23 protein-coding genes and 2 riboswitches are annotated in these 25751 nt (G+C 73.7%); of the genes, 14 read left to right on the forward strand and 9 right to left on the reverse strand.

What is annotated here, in order from left to right; genetic code table 11:
- Positions 1-130 precede the first annotated feature (130 nt).
- The 3 genes from AB0I60_RS28980 to AB0I60_RS28990 are packed head-to-tail and all read right to left on the reverse strand — an operon-like array spanning position 131 to position 2108.
- Complete coding sequence (locus tag AB0I60_RS28980; protein ID WP_360735163.1) at positions 131-520, reverse strand: hypothetical protein; 390 nt, start codon at positions 518-520, stop codon at positions 131-133.
- A gap of 59 nt (positions 521-579) precedes the next feature.
- Positions 580-1677 carry a winged helix DNA-binding domain-containing protein gene (locus AB0I60_RS28985; protein WP_360735165.1) on the reverse strand — a complete coding sequence of 366 codons (1098 nt, stop codon included), beginning with the start codon at positions 1675-1677 and terminating at the stop codon, positions 580-582.
- On the reverse strand, positions 1674-2108 hold the full coding sequence (locus AB0I60_RS28990) for a hypothetical protein (RefSeq protein WP_360735167.1): 435 nt from the start codon (positions 2106-2108) through the stop codon (positions 1674-1676). Before AB0I60_RS28990 ends, AB0I60_RS28985 begins: the two co-directional genes overlap by 4 nt.
- A gap of 519 nt (positions 2109-2627) precedes the next feature.
- On the opposite strand from AB0I60_RS28990, the gene AB0I60_RS28995 reads away from it, so the two are divergent.
- The 3 genes from AB0I60_RS28995 (at position 2628) to AB0I60_RS29005 (ending at position 7876) form a co-directional block, all read left to right on the forward strand.
- Positions 2628-3623, forward strand: coding sequence for an AraC family transcriptional regulator (locus tag AB0I60_RS28995; protein ID WP_360735169.1), 996 nt, complete (start codon positions 2628-2630; stop codon positions 3621-3623).
- Positions 3624-3709: 86 nt separating this feature from the next.
- Positions 3710-7051 carry a phosphodiester glycosidase family protein gene (locus AB0I60_RS29000; RefSeq protein WP_360735171.1) on the forward strand — a complete coding sequence of 1114 codons (3342 nt, stop codon included), beginning with the start codon at positions 3710-3712 and terminating at the stop codon, positions 7049-7051.
- Positions 7052-7105: 54 nt separating this feature from the next.
- The gene (locus AB0I60_RS29005; protein ID WP_360735173.1) at positions 7106-7876 is read left to right on the forward strand and encodes a class I SAM-dependent methyltransferase; all 771 of its coding nucleotides are present in this window, start codon (positions 7106-7108) and stop codon (positions 7874-7876) included.
- Between the two features lie 56 nt (positions 7877-7932).
- Here the strand turns inward: AB0I60_RS29005 and AB0I60_RS29010 are convergent, their stop codons facing one another.
- From AB0I60_RS29010 to AB0I60_RS29020, 3 genes are read right to left on the reverse strand one after another with little or no spacing between them, the layout of a single operon-like run.
- The gene (locus tag AB0I60_RS29010) at positions 7933-9996 is read right to left on the reverse strand and encodes a 3-hydroxyacyl-CoA dehydrogenase NAD-binding domain-containing protein (RefSeq protein WP_360735175.1); all 2064 of its coding nucleotides are present in this window, start codon (positions 9994-9996) and stop codon (positions 7933-7935) included.
- A complete protein-coding gene (locus AB0I60_RS29015) occupies positions 9996-11198 on the reverse strand; it encodes an acetyl-CoA C-acetyltransferase (RefSeq protein WP_360735177.1) in 1203 nt (400 codons plus the stop codon). The genes AB0I60_RS29010 and AB0I60_RS29015 overlap by 1 nt, the downstream gene beginning before the upstream one ends.
- Positions 11199-11253: 55 nt before the next feature.
- Complete coding sequence (locus AB0I60_RS29020; protein WP_360735179.1) at positions 11254-11697, reverse strand: GNAT family N-acetyltransferase; 444 nt, start codon at positions 11695-11697, stop codon at positions 11254-11256.
- A 106-nt stretch (positions 11698-11803) separates the two neighbouring features.
- On the opposite strand from AB0I60_RS29020, the gene AB0I60_RS29025 reads away from it, so the two are divergent.
- The 8 genes from AB0I60_RS29025 to glyA all read left to right on the forward strand — a co-directional run bounded on the left by AB0I60_RS29025 (position 11804) and on the right by glyA (position 19157).
- On the forward strand, positions 11804-12952 hold the full coding sequence (locus AB0I60_RS29025) for an acyl-CoA dehydrogenase family protein (RefSeq protein WP_360735181.1): 1149 nt from the start codon (positions 11804-11806) through the stop codon (positions 12950-12952).
- Complete coding sequence (locus tag AB0I60_RS29030) at positions 12952-14082, forward strand: CaiB/BaiF CoA-transferase family protein (protein WP_360735183.1); 1131 nt, start codon at positions 12952-12954, stop codon at positions 14080-14082. Before AB0I60_RS29025 ends, AB0I60_RS29030 begins: the two co-directional genes overlap by 1 nt.
- A gap of 407 nt (positions 14083-14489) precedes the next feature.
- On the forward strand, positions 14490-14651 hold the full coding sequence (locus AB0I60_RS29035; RefSeq protein WP_360735185.1) for a hypothetical protein: 162 nt from the start codon (positions 14490-14492) through the stop codon (positions 14649-14651).
- Positions 14652-14842: 191 nt separating this feature from the next.
- Positions 14843-15331, forward strand: a complete 489-nt coding sequence (locus tag AB0I60_RS29040) for a helix-turn-helix transcriptional regulator (RefSeq protein ID WP_360735187.1) — start codon at positions 14843-14845, stop codon at positions 15329-15331.
- A gap of 121 nt (positions 15332-15452) precedes the next feature.
- Positions 15453-15833, forward strand: a complete 381-nt coding sequence (locus AB0I60_RS29045) for a hypothetical protein (protein WP_360735189.1) — start codon at positions 15453-15455, stop codon at positions 15831-15833.
- Positions 15834-15853: 20 nt separating this feature from the next.
- Entirely contained in the window at positions 15854-16156 is a 303-nt protein-coding gene (locus AB0I60_RS29050) for a DUF3817 domain-containing protein (RefSeq protein WP_360735191.1), read from the forward strand.
- A gap of 336 nt (positions 16157-16492) precedes the next feature.
- A riboswitch (glycine riboswitch) is annotated at positions 16493-16580 on the forward strand.
- A riboswitch (glycine riboswitch) is annotated at positions 16581-16675 on the forward strand.
- 21 nt (positions 16676-16696) lie between these two features.
- On the forward strand, positions 16697-17881 hold the full coding sequence (gene gcvT, locus AB0I60_RS29055; protein WP_360735193.1) for a glycine cleavage system aminomethyltransferase GcvT: 1185 nt from the start codon (positions 16697-16699) through the stop codon (positions 17879-17881).
- Between the two features lie 10 nt (positions 17882-17891).
- Entirely contained in the window at positions 17892-19157 is a 1266-nt protein-coding gene (gene glyA / locus AB0I60_RS29060) for a serine hydroxymethyltransferase (protein WP_360735195.1), read from the forward strand.
- 103 nt (positions 19158-19260) lie between these two features.
- Here glyA and AB0I60_RS29065 read toward each other — a convergent pair whose 3' ends face one another.
- The gene (locus AB0I60_RS29065; RefSeq protein ID WP_360735197.1) at positions 19261-19911 is read right to left on the reverse strand and encodes a hypothetical protein; all 651 of its coding nucleotides are present in this window, start codon (positions 19909-19911) and stop codon (positions 19261-19263) included.
- A 174-nt stretch (positions 19912-20085) separates the two neighbouring features.
- Between AB0I60_RS29065 and AB0I60_RS29070 the strand changes: the two genes are divergently transcribed.
- The 3 genes from AB0I60_RS29070 (at position 20086) to AB0I60_RS29080 (ending at position 24252) form a co-directional block, all read left to right on the forward strand.
- Entirely contained in the window at positions 20086-21354 is a 1269-nt protein-coding gene (locus AB0I60_RS29070; protein ID WP_360735199.1) for a cyclopropane-fatty-acyl-phospholipid synthase family protein, read from the forward strand.
- Complete coding sequence (locus tag AB0I60_RS29075) at positions 21351-22130, forward strand: DUF1295 domain-containing protein (protein WP_360735201.1); 780 nt, start codon at positions 21351-21353, stop codon at positions 22128-22130. Before AB0I60_RS29070 ends, AB0I60_RS29075 begins: the two co-directional genes overlap by 4 nt.
- A 64-nt stretch (positions 22131-22194) precedes the next feature.
- On the forward strand, positions 22195-24252 hold the full coding sequence (locus AB0I60_RS29080; protein ID WP_360735203.1) for a prolyl oligopeptidase family serine peptidase: 2058 nt from the start codon (positions 22195-22197) through the stop codon (positions 24250-24252).
- A 238-nt stretch (positions 24253-24490) separates the two neighbouring features.
- Here AB0I60_RS29080 and AB0I60_RS29085 read toward each other — a convergent pair whose 3' ends face one another.
- Together AB0I60_RS29085 and speD are read right to left on the reverse strand one after the other, a co-directional pair.
- Complete coding sequence (locus AB0I60_RS29085) at positions 24491-25333, reverse strand: spermidine synthase (protein WP_360735205.1); 843 nt, start codon at positions 25331-25333, stop codon at positions 24491-24493.
- The gene (speD, locus tag AB0I60_RS29090; protein ID WP_360735207.1) at positions 25330-25740 is read right to left on the reverse strand and encodes an adenosylmethionine decarboxylase; all 411 of its coding nucleotides are present in this window, start codon (positions 25738-25740) and stop codon (positions 25330-25332) included. The genes AB0I60_RS29085 and speD overlap by 4 nt, the downstream gene beginning before the upstream one ends.
- Positions 25741-25751: the final 11 nt, after the last annotated feature.

Genomic DNA, 25751 nt, shown 5'->3' on the forward strand with positions numbered 1-25751 from the left:
TCGCCACACCGAGCCTGACCGGAGCAGCTTAACCGGCCGGACCCGATGTGAGAGCGCTCTCACGGATCATCGGGCGGAGTGCGCGCGGAACGTCGGCGGGCTCGGGTCGACGCGCGCACGGCCGGCGGGCTCAGTCGTCGCAGTGCGGCGGCGGGAACGGGTTCAGGGGGCCGCACGGCCAGTCGGTGCGCTTCGCCGCCGACGTCGTGGACGGCGGTGGGGGAGGGGCCTCGGTGGTCGGCTCCTGGGTGCGCGGCGGGGGCGGGGTGGTGGTCCGCTCCGGCGGCGGGGTCGTCGTCGACCTCGGCACGGCCACCACCGGGTCCGTGGTCGGCGCGGTGGTCGTCGTCGCCGGCGGGGGCGACGTCGAGGACGGCAGCGTGGTGATCCAGGTGGACGACGGCGGCTCGGCCTTCTGCTTGTCGTCCACGCCGTCGAGGTAGACGCCGACGAGCACACCGGTCAGCGCCGACGCCGCCACGGCCAGGCCGCTGGCAGCCCACAGCACCCGCACGGCCAACCTCCGACTGTCGCTCCGCTGGGGCAAACGGCAGAACAGTACCGCTTGATCGACTGGTCTCAGCCGACCCAGGCCACCTCGGCCGACTCCGCCGTCCGGGTGACCTCCGCGAGCACCGCTCTCCGCTCCTTTGCGGTCAACGAGCGGAAGGGCTCGACGGTCACGGTCGTCCGCCGACCTTTCCGCTCCTGCGACCAGACACCCGCCATCCGGCCGTCCACCAGCAGCACCGGGCTGAGCCACCCCTGCGGCCGGTAGACCCGCTCGGGCGAGCCGCCGTCGAGCAGGTGCGCGGCGTGCCGGGTGGCCGCGACGACGTACTGGTCGAACGCGGGCAGCAGCCGCACGCCGACCACCGGCTCGGCCTCGCGCAGCGCCGCGACCAGGTCGGTCCGCGCCCAGTACGGCTCGCCGCCGACGTCGACCGGCGTGATCCGGTCGCCCAGGGCCTTGAACACCCGGCCACCGTCCGGGGGTTTCACGCCCCACCACCGGGCGAACTCCTCGCGCGTCGCCACGCCCTGCTGGCCGAAGAACCGCAGCGCGACCTGCTCCACGGCGTCGGACGGCGGCTCGCCGACCTCGATCCAGGTGTCCGGCCGGGTGAACGCCACCAACTGCCCGTCACCGGGGCCGAAGACCAGCCGGCCCTGGAACGACGCGGGCTTGAGGTACGCGCCCCAGCTCTCCCGGAGCTTCTCGCCGATGTGCGGCGACGTCCGCCGGGCCACCTCGTCGGCCAGCTCGGCGCGGGTCAGCACGCGGCCCTCCAGCGCGTCGGAGACGCCGTCGAGCAGCGCCTGCAACTCCTCGGCGGTGATGTGGAAGTTCCGCAGCCACACCGGCTTGAGGTAGTGGCCGTAGGTGGCGAAACCGGCCTGCCACAGCGCGTACTCCCGCGCGGGCAGCAGGTGCAGGGTGCCGCGCATGGACCACGTCTTGACCAGCGTCCGGTCGGTCCAGAGCGCGTTGTCCACGAAGTCGGGCGGCAACCCGTCGACCCGCGCGCGCAGCGTGGCGTCGGCGGACGACATGAGTTGCGCGTGCAGTCCGCACAGCTCGGCCACCACGTCCAGCGCGTCCTCGGCGGGCCGGCGCACGTCCAGGCTGTGCGCGCGGGTCCGCCACGCGGCAACCTGCCCCCAGGTCAAGCTCACCGGTGCTCCTCGTCGGTCACGGCCCGCTCGGTCACGGTCCGCTCGGTCACGGCCCGCTCGATCGCGGCGAGCCTGCGTTCCAGGCCCGCCGTGCCCAGCACGCGGGCCAGCACCAGCGCCGCCCCCGACAGGCCGGCGACCAGCACCGCGCCGGTCAGGTGCCACGTCGGGGCGTCACCCGTGCAGGTGAAGACGTCGGTGAACCGCTCGGTCGAGCAGGTCACGAACGGCACCGCCGCCAGCCCCACCCCCGCTGCGGCGACCCCGCCCAGCAGCGCCGACCCGAACGTGCGCATCAGCGGGAACGCCGCGTTCACCGCGCCCGCCGAGGCGACGGCGAACAGCAGCGGCACCGGGAGCGGGAACGGGCCGAACAGCGCGCAGCCGAGCATCAGCGCGGCCACCACCGCGAGACTTGTCCGTTCACCCACTTGCCGACCCTAACCCGCGACGCCGGCGCGACGTCAGAACTTCGTCAGGCGTTTCCGGGACCCTGGCGGCTGTCCGGTTCGCCGGTTGCGAGGGGTACCGGCGGGGCGGGTGCTCGGGTGGTCGTCCGGGTGGGACGTGGTGGTCGGGGTGTCGGCGGTGCCCTGGTGGCACCGCTGCGACCCTGCTGCGGCCGGGCTGTGACACGGCTGCGGCGGCTCCGCGACGGCCCGCATTGGTCTGTGCCAGGTATGGCCTCTTCGACGTATTGACGTATCTGGTCTAGACCACATAAAGTGGTGAGCGCCACATCGTCCCTCGTGGATGGGCGGGCGGATGCCCCATCGACGAGGAGCCGGCTCACTGGGGTGGGCCACGGGTGCGGCGGCGGGGCACCTTCTCTCTCCCCACGCCCCGCCGTCGCACTCGGCCACCCCGTGCTCGGCACCCGGCCGCCAGCGCCGGTCCCGCAGTGGCGATGTGAGGGTGGCTCGGTACCCGGTCCTGTCACACTGTGAGCGATGCTCACGAGGACCATCGCCATCCACTACGTCACCGCCGCGCTGCGGGGTGCCGTCCGGCAGGGACAAGACGTGTCGGCGCTGCTCGCCCGAGCCGGCATCCCCGAGGCGCTGCTCGCCGACGACCGGGCGAGGGTCACCCCCGCCCAGTACAGCAAGCTCGTGCAGACCCTGTGGGACGTGCTGGACGACGAGTTCATGGGCTTCGGGCCGCAGCGCAGCAAGCGCGGCACGTTCCCGACCATGTGCCTGCTCGCCGTGCACTGCGCCTCCCTGGAGGACGCGCTCACGCGTGGCCTGGCGTTCTACGCGCTGTTCGACGTGCAGCCGTCGATGCGGCTGGGTGAGCGGGACGGCACGGCCCGGTTCACGCTGGCCGCCGAGGGCGTGGACGACCCGGACCGGTTCCTGGTGGAGTCGCTGCTGGTGCTGTGGCACCGGTTCTCGTCGTGGCTGGTCGGTCGGCGCATCCCGCTGCGCGGCGTGGAGCTGGCCTACCCCGAACCCCCGCACGCCGCCGAGTACCACCTGATCTTCGGCTGTCCGCTGCGGTTCGGCGCGGCGGAGACGGTGCTGGCGTTCGACACCCGGTTCCTGCGGATGCCGGTGGTGCAGGACGAGGCCGCGCTGCGCCGCTTCCTGCGCAACTCGCCGGCCGAGCTGCTGTCCCGGCGCGACTACGGCGCGGACTCGTCCAGCCAGGTGCGGCGGATGCTGGGCGGCGGCGTGGTCGGGCTGGACAACGTGGCCGCGCGCCTGGGCGTGAGCGCACCGACGCTGCGCCGCAAGCTCGCCGGCGAGGGGACGTCGTTCCGCGAGGTGCGGGAGCAACTGCTGCGCGACCAGGCGGTGGCGAGCCTGGTGCGCGGCGGCGAGTCGGTGGAGGAGCTGGCGCTGCGGCTGGGGTTCTCCGAGGCCAGCGCCTTCCACCGGGCGTTCAAGCGGTGGACCGGCAACAGCCCCGGCGCCTACCGGACGGGGGCCGCCGGGCCGTAGGGCGGGTCGGGGCGACTCCTGCCAAGGTGGGAGATCCGTCGACACCACCTGCGGGGGTTCCCGTGACCGGACGTCCGTGGTCGCTCGTGACCGCACTGGTCCTCGCCCTGACCCCGGTCACGGCCGCCCACCCGGAGCCGGTCCCGGGGCCGGCCCAGCGGGGACCGGTCCGCGCCGGGCCGGTCGGCGCGGCGCTCGTGCCCGTCGTGGCCCGCTCCGCCGTGGACCCCGCTCACCGCATCGAGACCTCCCGCACCACCCGGCCGGTCGCGCCGGGCGTGGAGCTGACCTCGTTCGACTGGTACGAGCCCGGTCACGCGGGCGGCTGGGTGCGGGGCGACGCGCTGACCGTCGACCTCACCGCCGGCACGCGGGTCGACTACCTGCACCCCGGCCGGGTCACCACCGCCGAACCGCTGTCCGCGCAGGCGGACCGCGCCCGCGCCGTGGCGGCGGTGAACGGCGACTTCTTCGACATCGACGACTCCAACGCCCCGGAGGGCGTCGGCGTGCAGGGCGGGACGGTGGTCAAGTCGCCCAGCGCCGGGCACCGGCGGGCCGCCGGGGTGGACGCCGCCGGCATCGGGCGGGTGATGGACGTGCTCTTCGACGGCCGGGTCACCCTCCCGGACGGGAGCACGATCCCGGTGGCGCAGCTCGACAACGCCGCCATCGAGGCGGACGCGGTCGGCGTGTTCACCCCGGTGTGGGGCTCCTACAGCCGCGCCCGCGCGGTGCGCGGTGCCGCGAAGGTCACCGAGGTGGTCGTGCGCGCCGGCGTCGTCACCGAGGTGCGCCCGGCCGCCGGCGACGACCCGATCCCGGTCGGTGGTCAGGTCCTGGTCGGCCGGGAGGCCGGCGCGGACCGGCTGGCCGGGCTCGCCGCCGGGCAGCGGGTCGCCGTCGACTACACCGCCGTGGCCGACGACGGCAGCGCGCTCGCGGCGGCGGTCGGCGGCGGGCAGTTGCTGCTCAAGGACGGTGTGGTGGTCGCGTCCGACGACCCGCTGCACCCGCGCACGGCGGTCGGCTTTTCCGCAGACGGCCGCAAGGTGTTCCTGCTCACCGTGGACGGCCGCCAGGACCCGTTCCTGCTCGGACTCAGCTTGAAGGACCTGGCGGCCGTGCTGCGGGAGATGGGCGCGCACAACGCGCTCAACTTCGACGGCGGCGGCTCGTCCACGCTGCTCGCCCGCACGCCCGGTGCGCAGTCCGTGACCGTGGAGAACACGCCGTCGGACGGCGGCGAGCGCCCGGTGCCCAACGGGCTGGCGCTGCACGCCCCGGAGGGCAGCGGTCGGCTCGCCGGGTTCTGGACCCGGACCGCGATCGACCCGCGCCGCGCGCCGGGGGCCGACGCCGGCCACCCCGAGCGCGTCTTCCCCGGGCTGACCCGGCGGCTGGTCGCCGACGGCTACGACGAGACCCACGGCCCGGCGCGGGACGGGTCGCACTCCTGGCACTCCACCCGCCCGGACGTCGGCCAGGTCGTGGACGGCGTGTTCCACGGCCTCGCGCCGGGCACCGCGAAGGCCGTCGCCCGGCGCGGCGGCACGTCGGGCGAGGTGGCGTTGACCGTGCTCGGGCCGCTGTCGCGGCTGACCGCCACCACGCCCCGGCTCAGCCTGCCGGAGGGCGGCAGCGGCGGGTTCGGCGTCGTCGGCCACGACCCGGACGGCTTCACCGCGCCGGTCGAGCCCACCGACCTCGTGCTGGACCACGACCGCTCGGTGGTCGAGGTCGTGCCCGGCGAGGACGGCGCGCTGCGGGTCACCGCGCTCAAGCCGGGCACGACCACCGTGACGGCGAGCGTGCGCGGGACCGCCGTCCGGGTGCCGGTGACGGTGGGCTCCACGGCGGAGACCGTCGCCGACCTGGAGGACGCCGCGTCGTGGGCGTTCGACTCCGCGCGCGGGTCGGGCTCGGTCACGCCGGTCGCCGAGGGGCACACCGGAGCGGGTCTGCGGCTCGGCTACGACTTCGGCCGGTCGACGGCGACCCGGACGGCGTGCGCGGTCCCGCCCGGCCCGATCGTGGTCGAGGGGCGGCCGTTGGCGCTGGGCGCGTGGGTGCACGGGCGCGGGCTCGGCGAGGGGACGGCGTTCGTCGTGACCGACGACGCCGGCCGCACGAGATCGCTCTACGGCCCCGACGTCACCTGGACCGGGTGGCGGTACCTGGAGGTCGCGGTGCCCGCCGACCTGGCCTTCCCGCTGCGGGTCGGCCGGTTCTGCGCCGTCGAGACGAAGGCGGACCGGCAGTACGCCGGCGAGGTGCTGGTGGACGACGTGGTGGCGCAGGTGCCGCCGGACGTGCAGCTCCCCGCCGCGCCCCGGGTCGCGGACCGGATCGTGGTGCGGGACGGCGCGCTCGCCGACCGCGAGTGGCGGTTCGCGGTGGTGTCGGACGCCCACCTCTCGGCCGGGGACCCGGACGGCGACCCGGTGCGCGCCGCACGCCGGACCCTGCGCGAGATCAAGGCGCAGCACCCCGACTTCCTGGTGGTGGGCGGTGACTTCGTGGCCGGGGCCGCACCGCCGGACCTCGCGCTGGCGCACCGGGTTCTCCGGGAGGAGCTGGGGGAGGAGCTGCCGTGGTGCTACGTGCCCGGCGACCGCGAGATCGCGGGACCGGGCACGATCGAGGCGTTCCGCCGCGAGTTCGGCGTCACCCACCGGGTCTTCGACCACCGGGGCACCCGGTTCGTGCTGCTCGACACGTCGACGGGGACGGTGCGGGGCGGTGGTGTCGACCAGGCCGCGGTGCTGCGCGACGCGCTGCGCGACCACGCCCCGGTCGGCTCGGTCGTCGTGGTGCAGCACCACCCGCTGCGCGACCCGGACCCGACCGGGCGCAGCCGGCTCGACGACCGGCGCGAGGCCGGTCTCGTGGAGGGGTGGCTGGCCGACTTCCGCCGCACCACCGGCAAAGGCGCGGTGGTCGTCGCCGCGCACGCCGGGGTGTTCCACGCGTCGCGGGTCGACGGCGTGCCGCACCTGGTCACCGGCAACGCCGGCACGGCACCGCCCGAGGGCGGCTTCACCGGCTGGACCGCGCTCGGCGTCGACCCGCAGGGCCGGGACCCGGTCGCGGCGGAGATCCGGCCGCACGTGGACGACCTGGTGCTGACCGCGCCCGGCGTCGTGCGGGTCGGCACACCCGGCACGGTCGCCGCGACCGTGGTGCAGGGCCCTCGACGGGTGCCGGTGGCGTACCCGGTGAGCGCCGACTGGACCGGTTCTTCCAACGTCCACATAGGACAGAAGTCAGACGTGCAACCGTGGCACGTGGCGCGGTTCGACCCGGAAACCGGCAGCCTCACCGCCGTCCGGCCCGGCACGGCGACGATCGCGGTCACCGTCAACGGGGTCACCCGCCGCGCGGACGTGACCACCGCTTGGCCGCAGCGGAGCCGCAAGACCGCCTAGTACTCCCGATTAACCACGCAACGAAACGGCGGCCGGAGCACTAGCGTCACCTCCGTGGACCGATCGGAGATCTTCGACATCGCGCACCTCCGCCATCCCATCGCGGCGCCGGTCGCGCCCGACAAGGTGCGCGAGTTGGTCGGGTGGTTGAGCCCCGCCGCCGGCGCCCGGGTGGTCGACCTCGGCTGCGGTGAGGGCGAGTGGCTCCAGCAGGTGTTGCTGGACCACCCCGCGACGACAGGCGTCGGGGTCGACCACGTGTTGCCGGCCTCGGCCGCCCGGCGCACCGGCGAGCGCGGGCTGGCGGACCGGGTGCGGTGGATCGAGACCGACGCCGCCGCCTGGAACGACGGGCTCTTCGACGTGGCGCTCTGCGTCGGCGCCCGGCACGCCTTCGGCGGGCTGGAGGACATGCTGGTCGCCGTCCGGCGGCACCTGCGCCCCGGCGGTCAGGCGCTGATCGGCGAGATGATCTGGGAAGGGCCCCCGTCCGCTGCGGCGCAGGCCGCGCTCGGGCTCCCGGCCGACTCCGTCCCCGACCTCGCCGGCCTGGTGCGGGCTTTCCGCCGGCACGGCCTGGAGCCGTCCTTCGGGCACGTCAGCACACTGACCGAGTGGGACCACTACGAGTTCAGCTGGACCGGCTCGCTCGTCGACTGGGCCGTGCGGTCCGCCCCGACCGCCGAGGACCGCGACCAGGCGCTCACCGCCGCCCGCGAGCACCGTGACGCCTGGCTCGGCGGCCTGCGGCGTGAGCTGGGGTTCGCCACCTTCGTCCTGCACGATGTCGCGCCCGAGCCGGTCCGAGAGGCCATCGGCTGCTGATCACGGAGTACCAGGGGGACGCGTACCGCCCGGTGCACCGGGCGGTACGCGTCACGTCAGAACTGCTCGCCCTTCGCGGCGCGGTCGCGCAGGGACGCGGGCGGGCGGAACCGCTCGCCGTAGGTGTCGGCCAGGTAGTCGGCCCGCTCCACGAACGCCGACAGCCCGTAGGCGTTCACGAACTGCAACGTCCCGCCGCTCCACGGGGCGAACCCGAACCCGAACACGCTGCCCACGTTCGCGTCCCGGACCGACGTCAGCACGCCCTCGTCCAGGCACCGCACGGTCTCCAGCGACTGGATGAACAGCAGCCGGTCCTCGACGTCCCGCTCCGTCACCCCCGCGTCGTCGCGCCCGTACCGCGCCAGCCCCGGCCACAGGAACTTCTTCCCGCCCTCGGGGTACTCGTAGAACCCGGCCCCGCCGGACTTCCCGGTGCGCCCCTCGGCGACCAGCTCCTCCAGCACGGCGAACGCGGGGTGCCCGCCCAGCGCGCCGGCCGCCGACGGGTCGTCGGCCAGCGCCTGGTCGCGGATCTTGAGCTGGAGCGTCAGCGTGACCTCGTCGGACACCGCGAGCGGGCCCACGGCCATGCCCGACCGCCTGGCCACGTTCTCGACCAGCGCCGGCCGCACCCCTTCGGCGACCATCGACACCGCCTCGGTCACGTACGTGCCGAACGTCCGCGAGGTGTAGAAGCCCCGGCTGTCGTTGACCACGATCGGCGTCTTGCCGATCTGGAGCACGTAGTCGAACGCCCGCGCCAGCGTCTCGTCCGAGGTCTGCTCGCCCCGGATGATCTCCACGAGCCGCATCTTGGGCACCGGGGAGAAGAAGTGCAGCCCGATGAACCTCGTCGGGTCGCCCACCGCCGACGCCAGGCCGGTGATCGGCAGCGTGGACGTGTTGGAGGCGATCACCGCGTCCGGCAGCGCCGACGCCTCGGCCGCCGGCAGCACCCGGTTCTTCAGCTCGCGGTTCTCGAACACCGCCTCGACCACCAGGTCGCACCCGGCCAGGTCGGCGTCCGAGTCGGTCGGGGTGACGCCGGGGACCCCGTTCGCGCCCCGGGTGGCGGCGTCCAGCGTGACGTCCTTGAGCACCACCTCGATGCCGGCCTCGGCGCTGACCTCGGCGATGCCCGCGCCCATCATGCCCGCGCCGAGCACGCCCAGCTTGGCCACCTCGGTGGCGTCCACAGCGGACGGACGGGAGCCGCCCGCGCCGATCTCGTTGAGCTGGAACCAGAACGTGGAGATCATGTTCTTCGCCACCTGGCCGGTGACCAGTTCGAGGAAGTACCGGCCTTCGACCACCAGCGCGGTGTCGAAGTCCACGAGCGCGCCCTCGACCGCCGCCGCCAGGACCTTCTCCGGGGCGGGGTACGCGCCGTGCGTCTTCTTGCGCAGCACGGCGGGCGCGGCGGCGAGCAGCCCGTACAGCCCGGCGTCGCCGGGCTTCACGTCCGGCACGGTGTGGTCGGGCCGGTCCCACGGCTGCACCGGCTCGGGGTTGGCCTTGATCCACGCGCGGGCCTGGGCGACCAGGTCCTCCGGCGAGGAGGCGAGGGCGTGCACGATCCCTGCCTGCACCGCGCGCGCGGGCCGGAGCTGCTTGCCCTCCATCAGCAGCGGCAGCGCCGCCTGCACGCCCAGCAGCCGCACCAGCCGGGTCACCCCGCCGCCGCCGGGCAGCAGGCCGAGGGTCACCTCCGGCAGGCCGAGCCGGATGCGGTCGTCGTCCAGCACCACGCGGTGGTGGCAGGCGAGCGCGATCTCGAGACCGCCGCCCAGCGCCGCGCCGTTGATCGCCGCGACCACCGGCCTGCCCAGCCGCTCCAGCCGGCGGAGCTGGCCCTTGACCTCCTCCAGGAAGCCGAGCGCCTCGCCCGCGTTCTCCGGCGTGAGCCGGACCAGGAGGTTCAGGTCGCCGCCGGCGAAGAACGTCTTCTTGGCCGAGGTCAGCACCACGCCGGTGACGTCGTCGCGCTCCGCCTCCAGGCGGGCGACCGCCTCGCCCATCGCGGCGTGGTACTCGGCGTTCATCACGTTCGCCGCGCCGGACATGTCCATGGTGAGGGTGACGACACCCTCGTCGTCGCGCTCGTAGTGGATGGCCATCAGACCCTCTCGATGATCGTCGCGATGCCCATGCCGCCGCCCACGCACAGCGTGGCCAGGCCCCGGCGCAGGTCCCGGCGCTCCAGCTCGTCCAGCAGCGTGCCCAGGATCATGCTGCCGGTCGCGCCCAGCGGGTGCCCCATGGCGATCGCGCCCCCGTTGACGTTGACCTTCTCGTCGGGCAGGTCCAGCTCGCGCTGGAACTTCAGCACCACCGACGAGAACGCCTCGTTGATCTCGAACAGGTCGATGTCCTCGACCGTCAACCGCGCCCGGTCCAGCGCCTTGCGCGTCGCGGGTGCCGGGCCGGTGAGCATGATCGTCGGCTCCGAGCCGACGACGGCGACCGACACGATCCGGGCCCGGGGCGTGAGGCCGAGGTCCCGGCCGGCGCGCGCGTTGCCGATCAGCACGGCCGCCGCGCCGTCCACGATCTGCGAGGAGTTGCCGGGCGTGTGCACGTGGTGGATGCGCTCCACCGCCGGGTAGCGGTCGATGGCGACCGCGTCGAACCCCAGGTCGCCGTGGAACTGGAAGGACGGCTTGAGCCCACCCAGCGCCTCCATCGTGGTCGCCGGGCGGATCGCCTCGTCGTGGTCGAGCAGGACCGACCCGTTCTGGTCCACCACCGGCACGAGCGACCGCTCGAAGTACCCCTTGTCCCGCGCCAGCGCGGCCCGCTGCTGCGACTGGAGCGCGAACGCGTCCACGTCCTCCCGGCTGAAGCCCTCCAGGGTGGCGATCAGGTCCGCGCTCACGCCCTGCGGCACGAAGTGCGTGGCCAGGTTGGTCTCCGGGTCCGACGCCCACGCGCCGCCGTCCGAGCCCATCGGCACCCGCGACATGGACTCCACGCCGCCCGCGACCACCAGGTCCTCGAACCCGGACGCGACCTTGGCCGCCGCCAGGTTCACCGACTCCAGGCCGGACGCGCAGAACCGGTTGAGCTGCACCCCGGCGGGCCGCAGGTCCCACCCGGCGGCCAGCACGGCCGTGCGGGCGATGTCCGAACCCTGCTCGCCGACCGGCGAGACGACGCCCAGCACGACGTCGTCCACCGCCGAGGTGTCCAGGTCGTTGCGCCGCGCCAGCGCCGCGAGCACCCCGGAGGCCAGGGTGATCGGCTTGACGCTGTGCAGCGAACCGCGCTTCCCCCTGCCGCGCGGTGTGCGCACCGCGTCGAAGATCAAGGCTTCGCTCATGCTCCCACGGTAGGCAGTGCCGGCCGCCGAGCCCATGACCGCGCGGACTGACTTATTAGCTCACCGCGAGTTCCATCAGCTCGCCCTCGCCCGTGAAGCCCAACCGCTCGTACAACCGGCGGGCCACCGCGTTGCCGTCCCGCACGCGCAAGTGCACCAGCCGCCAGCCGTGCTCCCGCGCCCAGGCCAGCACCTCCGTCACCAGCGCCTCGCCCACGCCCCGCCGGCGGAACAGCGGTTCCACCCACATGGAGTACAGGTAGAGCGCGCCCGTGTGGTCCTCCCGGGGCACTGCGCCGACCATGCCGACGGGTCGTGGTGATTCCGCGACCACCTTCACCCCCCACCGGGGGTGCAGGGCCTCGCGCCAGCGCGCCTCGTCGTAGTCCCGCTCGGCGGACAGCGCCGGATCGGACCCGTGGGGGTCGCCGGCCAGCGCCCCGAGCCTCAGGTCGCGCCAGGTCGCCCAGTCCCCCGGGGACAGCCTGCGGAGGTTCATGCCCACAGTGTCGCGCACCGGCTTGACAATTGCGCTCACGATCGGCGGCCGGTTGTGGGTGCGCCGGTCATGGCGGAGCACCCCGGCCGGTGGGACCGTCGTCGGTATGCCGACTCGCCGCCCGCCCTGGATGACCGACGACCTCGACCAGCTGCGCGGGCTGGCCCGGACGTTCCTGGAGAAGGAGTCGGTGCCGCACCACGAGCGCTGGGCCGCCCAGAAGCACGTGGACCGCGACTTCTGGACCAAGGCGGGCGAGGTGGGCCTGCTGTGCCTGTCGATCCCCGAGGAGTACGGCGGGGGCGGCGGCACGTTCGCGCACGAGGCGGTGCTGCTGGAGGAGCAGGCCCGCGCCGGCGACAGCGCGTGGGGCAACAGCGTGCACAGCGGGATCGTGGCGCACTACGTCCTCGCCTACGGCTCCGAGGAGCAGAAGCGCCGCTGGCTGCCCAAGCTGGCCAGCGGCGAGTACGTGGGCGCGATCGCCATGTCCGAGCCCGGCGCGGGCTCCGACCTCCAGAACATCAGGACCCGCGCCCTGCGCACCGGCGACGAGTACGTGGTCACCGGGTCCAAGACCTTCATCACCAACGGCGCGCAGGCCGACCTGGTGGTCGTGGTCGCCAAGACCGACCCGTCCCAGGGCGCGACCGGCATCTCCCTGGTGGTCGTGGAGACGGCGCTCGCACCGGGCTTCCGGCGCGGCCGGGTGCTGGACAAGGTCGGGCTCAAGGGCCAGGACACGGCGGAGCTGTTCTTCGACGACGTGCGGGTGCCCGCCGGCAACCTGCTCGGCCCGGCCGAGGGGCAGGGGTTCGTCCAGCTCATGCAGCAGCTCCCGCAGGAGCGGCTGATCATCGCGGTGGCGTCCGTCGCGGGCATCGAGGCCGCCGTCGACCTCACCCTGGCCTACGTGAAGGAGCGCACCGCGTTCGGCCGGGAGCTGGTCAAGTTCCAGAACACCCGGTTCACGCTCGCGGAGTGCGCCACCGAGGCGCGCGTGACCAGGTCGTTCGTCGACGAGTGCGTGCAGGCGCACCTGGTCGGCGCGCTGGACGTCCCCACGGCGGCGATGGCCAAGTGGTGGTCGACCGAGCGGCTGTGCCGGGTCGTGGACGAGTGCGTCCAGCTCTTCGGCGGCTACGGCTACATGACCGAGTACCCCATCGCGCGCGCGTGGGCGGACGCGCGCGTGCAGAAGATCTACGGCGGGACGAACGAGATCATGAAGGAAATCATCGCGAGGTCGCTCTAGTGGCCGGGCCGCTGGCGGGGCTGCGCGTGGTCGAGCTGGCGGGCCTCGCGCCCGCGCCGTTCGGCTGCATGGTGCTCGCGGACCTGGGCGCGTCGGTGGTCCGGGTGGACCGGGTGTCCGGCGGCACGGCCGTGCCCGGCGACGTGCTGGGGCGCGGCCGGCGCTCGGTCGCCGTGGACGTCCGGCGGCCGGAGGGCGCGGAGGTCGTGCTCCGGCTCGTGGAACGGGCCGACGTGCTGGTGGAGGGCTTCCGGCCGGGCGTGACCGAGCGGCTGGGCCTGGGGCCCGCGCACTGCCTGGCCCGCAACCCCCGGCTGGTCTACGGGCGGCTGACCGGCTGGGGCCAGGACGGGCCGCTGGCCGACCGGGCGGGCCACGACCTGGGCTACATCGCGCTGGCCGGCGCGCTGGAGCCGATCGGGCGGGCCGGCGGGCCGCCCACCGTGCCGCTCAACCTCGTCGGCGACTTCGGCGGCGGCGGGCTGCTGCTCGCGGTGGGCGTGCTGGCGGCCCTGCACGAGCGGGAGCGGTCCGGGCGCGGCCAGGTGGTGGACGCGGCGATGGTGGACGGCGCGGCGCTGCTGACGACGTTCCTGCACGGCATGAAGGCCGCCGGGGCGTGGCCGGGGGAGCGCGGCACCAACCTGCTCGACGGCGGTGCGCCGTTCTACGACGTCTACGCCACTTCGGACGGCAGGTACGTGGCGGTCGGGGCGCTGGAGGAGAAGTTCTACGCGGAACTGCTGGTCGTCCTGGGTCTGGCCGACGCCGGTGTGCCGGACCGGCACGACCCGGCGCAGTGGCCCGCGCTGCGCGCGCGGATCGCGGCGGCCGTGGCCACTCGAACGAGGGATGAATGGGCGGAACTGGCCGCCGGCACGGACGCCTGCCTGGTCCCGGTGCTGGCCCCCGAGGAGGCCCCGACCGTGCCGCACAACACCGCGCGCGGGACGTTCGTCGAGGTCGGGGGCGTGACGCAGCCCGCGCCCGCGCCCCGGTTCGACCGCACCCCGGCGGCGGCACCGTCCGTGCCCCCGGCCGTCGGGGAGCACACGATCGAGGTCCTGGACGACCTCGGGCTGTCGGCGGTGGAGATTGCCGAACTGCGACGCGCGGGTGTCATCGGGTAACCCGGAGGTGTCCGGAAAAGGGCGCGAAGAATCGCCCGGGGTGCGTGGAGAAATGGAGGGCGGCCGGTGCCGGCCAATGACGCACGGTGTGCGGTCGGGCGCAGACGAGTGACCGGGGCGGCCCGGGGAAAAGTGCTGACGATGTGGAGGAACCTCGGTGCTCGTGCCAGGGGAGTGGGGCGAGTTGCCCGTACCTAGGTCATCGGCGGGGGCTGGGACACCCTTGATCGTCCGTTCGGGTGACTGAAGTCTCCGCCTGGGCGTGGCTCCCGGTGCAACCTGCGCCCGGACGTGGGAACGGGGCGCGTTCTCCCGTCATCGTCCGGGTGAATGGGGGACCATGGGGCGTAACGCGGTGGGCACGACGCCTGCCGGCCGGGCACCTGCGAACGGACGGAGAGGGTCTCGTGAACGTCAAGAAGGTGGTGACGCTGGCGGCCGTCGCGCTGCTGCTGTTCCTCCTGATCACCCAGCCCGACCAGTCGGCGGACGCGGTCAAGACCGGCGTCGGCTGGCTGCGCCAGGGTGCCGAGTCGATCATCACGTTCGTCCGCAGCCTGTTCGCCTAGTCCACCTCGCGGGGGGTGGCCAACCCGGTCACCGGCGGTGACGGTCAAGCCCGCACGTTGCACCGTCTGGGTGGAATGAGGGCTATAACGCGCTGGTAACAGGGTTTTTGACAAACCAGGGTCTAGCGGTTGTCGGTACCCGCTAATACGGTGCGCTGCATTGGCTGATCTTCGACCGACGAGGAGGCAGAATGGTCGAGGACTCCGGAGTCGACGAGCTGCTGCGGCAGTGGGCGGCTGAGCGCTCGGACGACGCCGAGTTGCAGGAGGTGAACCGGATCAAGGACGAGTGGCTGGCCGAGGCCCCGCCGTCCGCGCCGGGGATCCCCGTGCAACGGGCGAACGGCGGGTCGCGCGGACTGGTGCGGGTCGAATCCGCTGACCCGGCCTACGTGGCGGCGATGCGGAAGAGGGCACCCGAGGTGCCCGAGGTGCTGCTCGCGGCTGCCGCCAGCTACTGGCAGCTCGTGGGCGACCTGTCCGAGGCGGAGCGGTGGTGGGACGCGGGCATCAGCCCGTTGGACCAGCGCGCGCTCGACTACCGGGCGGCCGGGTTGACCCCCGCCGACCTGGGACGGCGCCTCGGCCCGATGACGGTGCTCCAGCACCTGCGTCGGGGCAGTGCGGCGGCCTGGTGCGTGGCCAGGTTGCAGCGGCAGCGCCGGGACGGCGTTGCGTGAACCAGCGCCGCGTTGTGAGGGCGCGGCGTCGAGTCGAACACCTGCACCAACCGGGAGGGCGGGCTCCTGTGCGAGGAGCCCCTTCCGCCGAGAAGTGAACTCCGCGAAGTAGTGTGGGAGGGTGCCCGGCACCCTCCTGACACCCAAGAGACTCGCCATCGCGGCGGTCTGCCTGGTGTCGCTGATCGTGTGCTGCGGCCTCGCCTACTGGCAGTGGGAGAGGTTCTCCGAGGCCGGCGGCACGTTCCAGAACCTCGGGTACGTCTTCCAGTGGCCGCTGTTCGGCCTGTTCCCCGTCTTCATGGTGTGGCGGATGCGCAAGCTCGCCGCCCAGCGCCGTGCCGAGGACGCCGCCGGGGGCAGCCGGGAGCCGGTGGCCGCCGCCCCGCGTCCGGCCGTTACCGTGGAACCCGTCAGAACACCCGCGCACGACGACGAGGACGACGAGCTGGCGGCCTACAACCGCTACCTCCGGGAGCTCAACGCGCGGGACCAGCGGTGAGCGAAGGCGGTCGGTAGGCGATGAGCGGTGCGTTGAGCCGGTTCCGGTTCATGGCTTACGTGGTCGGTGTCGGCCTGCTCCTGCTCGTGGTGGCGATGTTCGTCAAGTACGTCGGCGACAACTCCGGGATGATGGCCGTCGTCGGGCCCGTCCACGGCTTCCTGTACGCCGTCTACCTGGTCTTCACGGTCGACCTGGCGCTCAAGGCGCGGTGGTCGCTCAAGGGCTCCGCGCTGGTGCTGCTCGCGGGCACCATCCCGTTCGTGTCGTTCTACGCCGAGCGCAAGGTGGTCGAGAGCGTCAAGGAGGAACGTGCGCTGTGACCGCGTGCCCCACCCCCGCACCGTCCGCTGAGACGGCCGTGGGCGTGCGGCCGGCACCGGTCGGCGTGCCTGCGCGCGGCCGAGGTGTTCCGGCGTTCCCCCGCCTCTACAGGGGTTCGTTCCCGGTGCTGCACGGCGGACGCGCGGCCCGGAGCGGGTTCCCGGAGCGGGCCGTCGACGGCTCCGCGGGCGGGTTCCCGCTGCTCGGCGGCAGCGCGGCCGGGGTGCGCGGGTCGTCGGGTGGTCGGCCGGGCGGCAGGTTCTGTGACCCGGTCCCGGTTGACCGTGCCTACCAGGCACAACTAGCGTCTGGCGGTACCAACTGAACACGGCCGTCGATGTCGCGCGGGAGAGTCCCCGGAAGGGGCGCCGAAGGAGCAACTCCTCCCCGGAATCTCTCAGGCACAGCTACCGCCCGACGAAGGCAACTCTGGAAAGCAGGCGCTGCGCGCCTCGCCCACGGTGCAAGCCGCGCCCCGCGCGCGGTGAAGCTCTCAGGCTCATGACAGAGGGGGAGGCTCACTCGACGAGGAGTCTCCGATGGACCGTGTCATCCTTCACCAACGGCGACCGGCCGACCAGGTCGGTCTCGTCGCCGTGCCCGCCACCAGGGAGGACCACCCCGTGGAAACCCGCCGGACGCCGCTGCACGCCGAGCACGAGGCGCTGGGCGCCCAGTTCACCGACTTCGCGGGCTGGCGGATGCCGCTGCGCTACGACAGCGAGCTCGCCGAGCACCACGCCGTGCGCACGTCAGCGGGCCTGTTCGACCTGACGCACATGGGCGAGATCGTGCTGTCCGGCCCCGAGGCCGGCCGCGCGCTGGACCACGCGCTGGTCGGCCACGCGTCCGCGATCGGGGTCGGCCGCGCCCGCTACACCATGATCACCCAAGCGGACGGCGGCGTCCTGGACGACCTGATCGTCTACCGGACCGGCGAGCAGGAGTACCTGGTCGTGGCGAACGCCTCGAACGCGGCCGTCGTGTTCCAGGCGCTGGTCGAGCGCGCGGAGGGCTTCGACACCTCCGTCGTGGACAAGTCCGTCGACTACGCCCTGCTGGCGGTCCAGGGGCCGGCGTCCACCGCGATCCTGGCCGGTCTCACCACCACCGACCTCGCGTCGGTCAAGTACTACGCCTCCTACCCGACCGAGGTGGCCGGCCGGCCCGCGCTGCTCGCCCGCACCGGCTACACCGGCGAGGACGGCTTCGAGCTGTTCCTCGACCCGGCCGACGCGCCGGCGGTGTGGCAGGCGCTGCTGGAGGCGGGCCGCGAGCACGACCTCCGGCCCGCCGGCCTCGGCTGCCGCGACACGCTGCGCCTGGAGGCCGGGATGCCGCTGTACGGCAACGAGCTCAGCGCCGCGCGCACCCCGTACCACGCCAACCTGGGCCGCGTGGTGAAGCTGGACAAGCCGGAGGACTTCGTCGGCCGCGAGGCGCTGGCCGCCGTCGCCGAGCAGGGCGCGGAGGCGAAGCTGGTCGGCCTCAGGACCACGTCCCGCCGCGCGCCCCGGCACGGCTACCCGGTGCTGGACGCGTCCGGCTCGGTGGTCGGCGAGGTCACCAGCGGCGCGCTGTCGCCGACCCTGGGCTACTCGGTGGCGATGGCCTACGTGCCGCCGGCGCTGGCCGAGCCCGGCACCGCTCTGGCCGTCGACATCCGGGGCAGGCAGGAGCCCGTGGAAGTCGTCGCGCTGCCGTTCTACAAGCGAAACTCGTAAGGGAGACACCATGTCCGAGCACTTCAACACCTCCCTCGCGGAGTTCGACCCGGAGGTCGCCGAGGCCGTCGCGGCGGAGCTCGGCCGGCAGCAGGGCACCCTGGAGATGATCGCGTCGGAGAACTTCACCCCGGTGTCGGTGCTCCAGGCGCAGGGCTCCGTGCTGACCAACAAGTACGCCGAGGGCTACCCCGGCCGGCGGTACTACGGCGGCTGCGAGAACGTCGACGTGGTCGAGCGGCTGGCCATCTCGCGGGTCAAGGAGCTGTTCGGCGCGGGCTACGCGAACGTGCAGCCGCACTCGGGCGCGCAGGCCAACGCGTGCGCGATGTTCGCCCTGCTCCAGCCCGGCGACACGATCCTGGGCCTGGACCTGGCGCACGGCGGCCACCTGACCCACGGGATGCGGATCAACTTCTCCGGCAAGCTCTACGACGTGGTGCCCTACCACGTGTCGGAGACCGACGGCCGGGTCGACATGGCCGAGGTCGAGCGGCTGGCGACCGAGCACCGGCCCAAGCTGATCGTGGCGGGCTGGTCGGCCTACCCGAGGCAGCTGGACTTCGCGGAGTTCCGCCGGATCGCGGACTCGGTCGACGCCTACCTGATGGTCGACATGGCGCACTTCGCCGGCCTGGTGGCGGCCGGGCTGCACCCCAGCCCCGTGCCGCACGCGCACGTCACCACCACGACCACGCACAAGACGCTGGGCGGCCCGCGCGGCGGCGTGATCCTGACCAACGAGGCCGACCTCGCCAAGAAGATCAACTCGGCGGTGTTCCCCGGCCAGCAGGGCGGGCCGCTGGAGCACGTGATCGCGGGCAAGGCGGTGGCGTTCAAGCACGCCGCGTCGCCCGAGTTCGCCGACCGCCAGCGCCGCACGGTCGAGGGCGCGAAGATCCTGGCCGACCGCCTGTCGCAGCCCGACGCGGCGGCGGCCGGCGTGAAGGTGCTGACCGGCGGCACGGACGTGCACCTGGTGCTGGTCGACCTGGTCGGGTCCGAGCTGGACGGCAAGCAGGCCGAGGACCGGCTGCACGAGGTGGGCATCACGGTGAACCGCAACGCGGTGCCGAACGACCCGCGCCCGCCGATGGTCACCTCGGGCCTGCGGATCGGCACGCCCGCCCTGGCCACCCGGGGCTTCGGCGCGGCGGACTTCGCCGAGGTCGCGGACGTGATCGCGGCGGCCCTCCAGGCGTCGCCGGACCTGGCCGAGCTGCGCTCCCGGGTCGAGGTGCTGGCCGCGAAGCACCCGCTCTACCCGAACCTGTAGGGGTTCGGCGTCCGACACGTGGTCCCCCGGCCAACCCCAGGCCGGGGGACCGCGCTGCTCACGGGCCGCGCCGCGTCCGGGCGGCGAACCGCTCGGCGACGGGCTACGCGGCGGGAGCGCGGACGCCGGGCGGCAGGCACTCGACGTTGCGCTTGCCGTCGGGTCGGACCACGAACCACGTGCCGCCCACGCCCTGGCCCTTCCACTGACCGGGTGCCTCGTCCTTTGCGTAGGTGTAGAGCGCCCACCCGGCGAGGGTGACCTGCTCGGTGCCGTCCGCGCGCTTCACCGTGCCGACCAGCGTCGGGTCCACGCCCTCCAGCGCCGGGGTGCCGCCGCCGGCCAGCAGCGGCGGCCAGGTCTCGGCGCACTTGCCCTCGCAGGCGGACTTCGGCGGGTTCGGCGTGTCCTTGTCGAACCGGTACAGGGTGCGGCCGTCGCCGTCCTGCACCACGTCGCCCATCTTCGGCACGCTCTTGGCGACCAGCGCGACCGTCGGCCCGGCGGGCGCGGCCTGCCCCTCGGGCGCACCGGCCGCCGTCTCGGCGGGTGTCTCCAGCGGGGACTGCGAGGTCGTCGCGGGCGGCGCGGCGGGGGTGTCGCCGTAGTCGGCCTGCGCGGCTGCCCCGACCTGGTCGGTGCGCACCGGGGCCGGGTCCTGCCGCCCGGAGGCGTTCGAGGTCCACACGACCAGCGCGAGCACGGCCGCCAGGCCGCCCGCGACGGCGATGGCGATGCGGTTTCGTCGGATCACGCTCAACTCCTCCATGGTCGGTCACCCGCTCCACCGACGACTACGGCGGCCCCGGAACGCCGGTTCAGGGCCGGTGGGCCGATCGGGCGAAGTCAGGGGTGCCGCGCGGCGGGGGTGAACCGGGACGGGGGTGTCGTGCGAACGTCGGGACACCAGAGGTGTGAGGAGGAGTTCGTGGTCGTCGCAACCGCCGGAGTGGCCGGGCGTCTCGCCGCCGTCGTCGAACGTCTGCTGGGTGCGCAACTGCCCATCGGGCTGCGCGCGTGGGACGGCAGCACGGCCGGTCCGCAGGACGGCCCGGTGGCCGTGATCAGGTCCCGCCGCGCCCTGCGCCGGCTGCTGTGGAACCCCGACGAGCTGGGCCTGTCCCGCGCGTACGTGGCGGGTGAGCTGGACGTGGACGGCGACCTGACCGAGGGCCTGGTCCGGTTCTGGGAGCTGGCCCGGCAGGGCAGGCTGGGCAAGCCGAAGCCGCTGGAGGTGCTGGGCGCGCTGCGCACGGCGGCCGGGCTGGGCGTGCTCGGCCCGCGCCCCGCGCCACCCGGCGAGGAGGCCCGGCTGTCCGGTCGGCGGCACACCCGCGACCGGGACCGGGACGCCATCGCCCACCACTACGACCTGAGCAACGCGTTCTACGAGCTGGTGCTCGACCCGAGCATGGCCTACTCGTGCGGCTACTTCACCTCGCCGGGTGCCACGGTCGCCGAGGCGCAGCACGCCAAGCTGGACCTGGTGTGCCGCAAGCTGGGCCTGGCACCGGGGATGCGGCTGCTGGACGTGGGCTGCGGCTGGGGGTCGATGATCGTCCACGCCGCCAAGCACTTCGGCGTGCGGGCGACCGGCGTGACGATCTCGGCGCAGCAGAAGGCGCACATCGAGGCCCGCATCGCGCGCGAGGGCGTGGCGGACCTGGTCACCGTGCGGCTCCAGGACTACCGCGAGATCGCCGGCGAGCCGTACGACGCGGTGTCCACGATCGAGATGGGCGAGCACGTCGGCGAGGAGAACTACCCGAGGTACGCGGCCGTGCTGCACCGGGCGCTCAAGCCGGGCGGGCGGCTGCTGCTCCAGCAGATGTCGCGCGGTGCCAACGCACCCGGTGGCGGCGCGTTCATCGAGTCCTACGTGGCGCCCGACATGCACATGCGGCCGGTCAGCCGGACGCTGGCGCACCTGGAGGGCGCGGGGTTCGAGATCCGGGACGTGCACGCGCTGCGCGAGCACTACGTGTGGACGGTCCGGGCGTGGGCCGAGACGCTCGAACGGCGCTGGGCCGAGGCGGTCGCGCTGGTCGGCGAGGGCCAGGCGCGGGTGTGGCGGCTGTACCTCGCGGGCGGCGCGCTGACCTTCGAGGAGGGTCGGATGGGCGTGGACCAGGTGCTGGCGGTGCGGCCCGGCCCGCGCGGCGACAGCGGGATGCCGGCGACGCGGGAGTGGGCATGAGCTTCGGCTGGAACGTCCTGTGGTCGGCGGTCGTGGTGCTCGTGCTGGTCACGGCGCTGTTCGGCTTCGCCGCGTCGCGCAGGCGGTTCGACTTCATCGACTCGTTCTGGGGCTTGGGCTTCGCGGTGATCGGGGTGCTGACCTACGCCCTGTCCGAGCACTCGACCCGGGCGCTGGTCGTCGCGGTGCTGACGGCGGTGTGGGGCGTGCGGCTGGGGTGGCACATCCACCGCCGCAACCGGCACAAGCCCGAGGACCAGCGGTACGTCGACATGTACCGGCGGGCCCGGGGCAACCCGCTGGCCAAGATGTACCGGGTCTACCTGCTCCAGGCCGGGATCATGCTGCTGGTGTCGCTGCCGGTGCAGTTCGCCGCCTACACGACGGCGGACTTCGGCGTGCTGGACTACGTGGGCGTCGCGGTGTGGCTGGTCGGGTTCGCGTTCGAGGCGGTCGGCGACCAGCAGTTGGAGCGGTTCAAGGCGGACCCGGCGAACAAGGGCCAGGTGATGGACCGGGGCCTGTGGCGCTACACCCGGCACCCCAACTACTTCGGCGACGCGTGCGTGTGGTGGGGGCTGTTCCTGTTCGCCTGCTCCACGCCGTGGGGGCTCGTGCTCGCGGTCAGCCCGCTGCTGATGACCTTCCTGCTCGCCAAGGGCAGCGGGAAACCGCTGCTGGAGAAGGACATCGCGCAGCGCCGCCCCGGCTACGCCGACTACGTGCGGCGGACCAGCGGCTTCTTCCCGCTGCCGCCGAAATCGCCCCGGACGTGAGCGCCGACCCGGTCGCCGCCCGTGGCGACCGGGTCACCCACCGGTGAGGCCATAGGGTGTCCCCGTGGGCAACGAGATCTCCTTCCCGCGCCAGCAAGCGCGCAGCCAGCGGTTCACCCTCGGTGCGCCGCGCAACTTCACCGTCGCACCCGACGGCAGCCGGGTCTACTTCCTGCGGACCGCCTCGGCCACGAGCCGGGCGAACGGGCTGTGGGCCTTCGACACCGCGACCGGGGCCGAGCAGCTCCTGGTGGACGCGGACGCCCTGCTCACCGACCCCGAGGACCTCTCGCCCGAGGAGCGCGCGCGGCGCGAGCGCAGCCGCGAGCAGGCCGCCGGCATCGTGTCCTACGCGGTGGACGCGGACGTCGCGCAGGCCGCGTTCGCGCTGTCCGGGCGGCTGTTCGTCGCGGACCTGGCGTCCGGCGCGGTGCGCGAGCTGCCCGTCACCGGCAGCGTCCTGGACCCCCGGCTGGACCCGACCGGGCGCAAGGTCGGCTACGTCTCGGCGGGCGCGCTGCACGTCGTGGACCTGGGGTCGGGCGACGACCTGGTGCTCGCCGAACCCGACGCCGAGGACGTGACGTGGGGCTTGGCGGAGTTCATCGCCGCCGAGGAGATGGGCCGCCACCGGGGCTACTGGTTCTCCCCGGACGGCGAGCACGTGCTCGCCGCGCGGGTCGACAACCGCCCGGTGCGCCGCTGGTACATCGCCGACCCGGCCAACCCCGCCACGCCGGCCGCCGAGATCGCCTACCCCGCCGCCGGCACCCCCAACGCCGACGTCCGGGTCGCCGTGCTCGGCCTCGACGGCAGCCGCGAGTTCGTCGAGTGGGACCGGGCGGCGCTGCCCTACCTGACCGCCGCGACCTGGTCGTCGCACGGCCGGCCGCTGCTCCAGGTCCAGTCCCGCGACCAGCGCCGGGTGGAGGTCCTCGCGGTCGGGCCGGACGGCGTCGAGGTCGTCGCCGCCGACACCGACCCGCACTGGATCGAGGTCGTGCCCGGCTCGCCGCGCTGGTCGCCGGCCGGCGACCTGGTCCGGGTGGTGCCGGTCGACGGCGCGAACCGGCTGGTGGTGGGCGGGGACGTGTGGACGCCGGACGGCTTCCAGGTGCGCTCGGTGGTCGACGTGGCCGACGACGTGCTGGTGACCGCGTCCACCGACGACCCGACCCAGGTGCACGTGTTCCGGGTGACCCCGGGCGGCGTCGAGCGGCTGTCCACCGAGGACGGCGTGCACGGGGTGGCGCGCGGCGGTGACGTCGTGGTGCTGTCCTCCAGCGGCCTCGGGCACTTCGGGCCCCGGGTGGCGGTGACCGGCGGCGGCACCATCGGCTCGTTCGCGGAGACCCCGGTGCTGACCCCGGACGTGCGCCTGCTGGAGGTCGGCGAGCGCGGGCTGCGCGCGGCGCTGCTGCTGCCCACCGGGCACCGCGCGGGCGAGAAGCTGCCCGTCCTGCTCGACCCGTACGGCGGGCCGCACGCCCAGCGCGTGCTCAGCGCCCGCAACGCGTACCTGACCTCGCAGTGGTTGGCGGACCAGGGTTTCGCGGTGCTCGTGGTGGACGGTCGCGGCACCCCCGGTCGCGGTCCGGAGTGGGAGCGGGCGATCGCGTCCGACTTCGCCGGCGCGACCCTGGAGGACCAGGTCGACGCGCTGCACGCGGTCGCCGCCCGGGAGCCGGACCTGGACCTGGGGCGCGTGGCGATCCGGGGCTGGTCCTACGGCGGCTACCTGTCGGCGCTGGCCGTCCTGCGCCGCCCGGACGTGTTCCACGCCGGCATCGCGGGTGCGCCGGTCACCGACTGGCGGCTGTACGACACGCACTACACCGAGCGCTACCTCGGGCACCCCGACGAGCAGCCCGACGTGTACGACTCGAACTCGCTCATCGCGGACGCGCCGAAGCTGGAACGGCCGCTGATGATCGTGCACGGCCTGGCGGACGACAACGTGGTGGCCGCGCACACCCTGCGCCTGTCGTCGGCCCTGCTGGCCGCCGGCCGCCCGCACACCGTGCTGCCGCTGTCCGGCGTCACCCACATGACGCCGCAGGAGCAGGTGGCCGAGAACCTCCTGCTGCTCCAGGTGGACTTCCTGAAGCGCTCGCTCGGCTAGGCCGCGCCTCCTGAGGTTGCAACCCGAAGCGCCGGGACTCCTGCGGGGGCCCGGCGCTTCGGCGTGCCGGCTCGTCCACCGGCCCTGCTCGTCCGCCGGGCCGTCGGCGGGCTGAGGTCGGCGATGGGGGTCTTGGTCCGCTCGACGGCCGGGCGTGAACCGCTCTCCTCACGACGCACCGACGCAAGAGGCCCGCTCCCCTTGCAGCACAACGGGAGCGGGCCTCGGCGCGGACCGGTCAGGCCAGGGAGTGGCGCACCAGGTACGGCGGGATCGAGTTGCCCAGCAGTGCCAGGTCGTCGATCGTCTCCGGGCGGTACCCGCACGCGGGCAGGCGCTCGGTCATCAGCGCGGTCGGGTCGGCGACCTCGTCGGCGCGGCCGAACAGGTACGCCCACTCGTGCTCGTCCGAGCCGTAGTACGCGACCGTGCCGAACACGTCGTTGAACCGCTGCCACGAGCGGATCAGCGTGCCGTTGCGCCACATCGTCTGGCAGCCGGCCTGCGTCACCACCACGCCGCCCGGCGTGAGCAGCGCCTTGCACATGCGCAGGAACTCCTCGCCGTACAGGCGGTTGTGCTGCGCCTCCTCCTCGCGCTCGTCCGGCAGGTCCACCAGGACGATGTCGTAGCGCTCGGAGGTGGTGCGGATGTGCTCCCACCCGTCGGTGTACCGCACGCGGATCGCGCCGTCGCCCTGCTCGGCGGCGGCGAGTTCCGCCTGCGTGTAGCCGTACGGCAGGTGCTCCGCGCACAGCTTCACGGCTTCTTCGTCGATGTCGATGTGGTCGACCACCGACGCGCCGGCCGCGACGGCCATCCGGCACACCACGCCCTCGCTCGACCCGATGACCAGGACCCGGTCGACGCGGTCGGCGAGCAGCAGCGCCGGCACCATCAGCGCCTCGTGGTAGGTCAGCTGGCTGAACTCGGTGCTCTGCCGGTCGTCGTCGCAGAACAGCGACAACCCCTGCGCGGTGCGCGCGATGACGAGGTGCTGGAACTCGGTCGTGGTGTCCACCACGACGTCCTCGACGTCCCAGAGCCGGTTCAGGCCGGCACCGAGCGGTTCCTTGATCACGCCTGCTCCTCGCCCACCAGGGCGGGCACCTGGGTGCCCCGCCTGATCGTGTCCGTCCGTGCGGACGCAGCACCCAGCGCGGTGGCCAGCAACTGCACCGCGAGCGCGGGCTTGGCGCGCGTGCCGCAGGTGAACACGTCCACGAACACCGCGCCGACTTCCGGGTAGGTGTGGATGGACGCGTGCGACTCCGACAGCAGGGCCAGGACGGTGACCCCCTGCGGCTCGAACTGCTTGGAGACCACCTCCAACACGGTCGCGCCGGCCTGGGTGAGCGCTTCGCCGAGGGCGTGCCGCAGGAACTGCTCGTCGTCCAGCAGTTCGGGGCTCACGCCTTCGAGTTCGGCGAGCACGTGCTGTCCTGCGAACAAGCCGACCGGCTCGACTTCGCACGGGAGTTCGGACATCAATCACTCCA

Origin of the sequence: Actinosynnema sp. NPDC050436 (genome assembly GCF_040655415.1) — a bacterium.
In the GTDB taxonomy this organism is placed as follows: domain Bacteria; phylum Actinomycetota; class Actinomycetes; order Mycobacteriales; family Pseudonocardiaceae; genus Actinosynnema.

Bases quoted from the DNA above. Each gene is read 5' to 3' on its own strand.
- AB0I60_RS28995 (WP_360735169.1), top strand. From the start codon at position 2,628: ATGCTCACGAGGACCATCGCCATCCACTACGTCACCGCCGCGCTGCGG.
- AB0I60_RS29010 (WP_360735175.1), bottom strand. From the start codon at position 9,996: ATGGCCATCCACTACGAGCGCGACGACGAGGGTGTCGTCACCCTCACC.
- AB0I60_RS29015 (WP_360735177.1), bottom strand. From the start codon at position 11,198: ATGAGCGAAGCCTTGATCTTCGACGCGGTGCGCACACCGCGCGGCAGG.
- AB0I60_RS29020 (WP_360735179.1), bottom strand. From the start codon at position 11,697: ATGAACCTCCGCAGGCTGTCCCCGGGGGACTGGGCGACCTGGCGCGAC.
- AB0I60_RS29025 (WP_360735181.1), top strand. From the start codon at position 11,804: ATGCCGACTCGCCGCCCGCCCTGGATGACCGACGACCTCGACCAGCTG.
- AB0I60_RS29040 (WP_360735187.1), top strand. From the start codon at position 14,843: ATGGTCGAGGACTCCGGAGTCGACGAGCTGCTGCGGCAGTGGGCGGCT.
- AB0I60_RS29050 (WP_360735191.1), top strand. From the start codon at position 15,854: ATGAGCGGTGCGTTGAGCCGGTTCCGGTTCATGGCTTACGTGGTCGGT.
- gcvT (WP_360735193.1), top strand. From the start codon at position 16,697: ATGGACCGTGTCATCCTTCACCAACGGCGACCGGCCGACCAGGTCGGT.
- glyA (WP_360735195.1), top strand. From the start codon at position 17,892: ATGTCCGAGCACTTCAACACCTCCCTCGCGGAGTTCGACCCGGAGGTC.
- AB0I60_RS29075 (WP_360735201.1), top strand. From the start codon at position 21,351: ATGAGCTTCGGCTGGAACGTCCTGTGGTCGGCGGTCGTGGTGCTCGTG.
- speD (WP_360735207.1), bottom strand. From the start codon at position 25,740: ATGTCCGAACTCCCGTGCGAAGTCGAGCCGGTCGGCTTGTTCGCAGGA.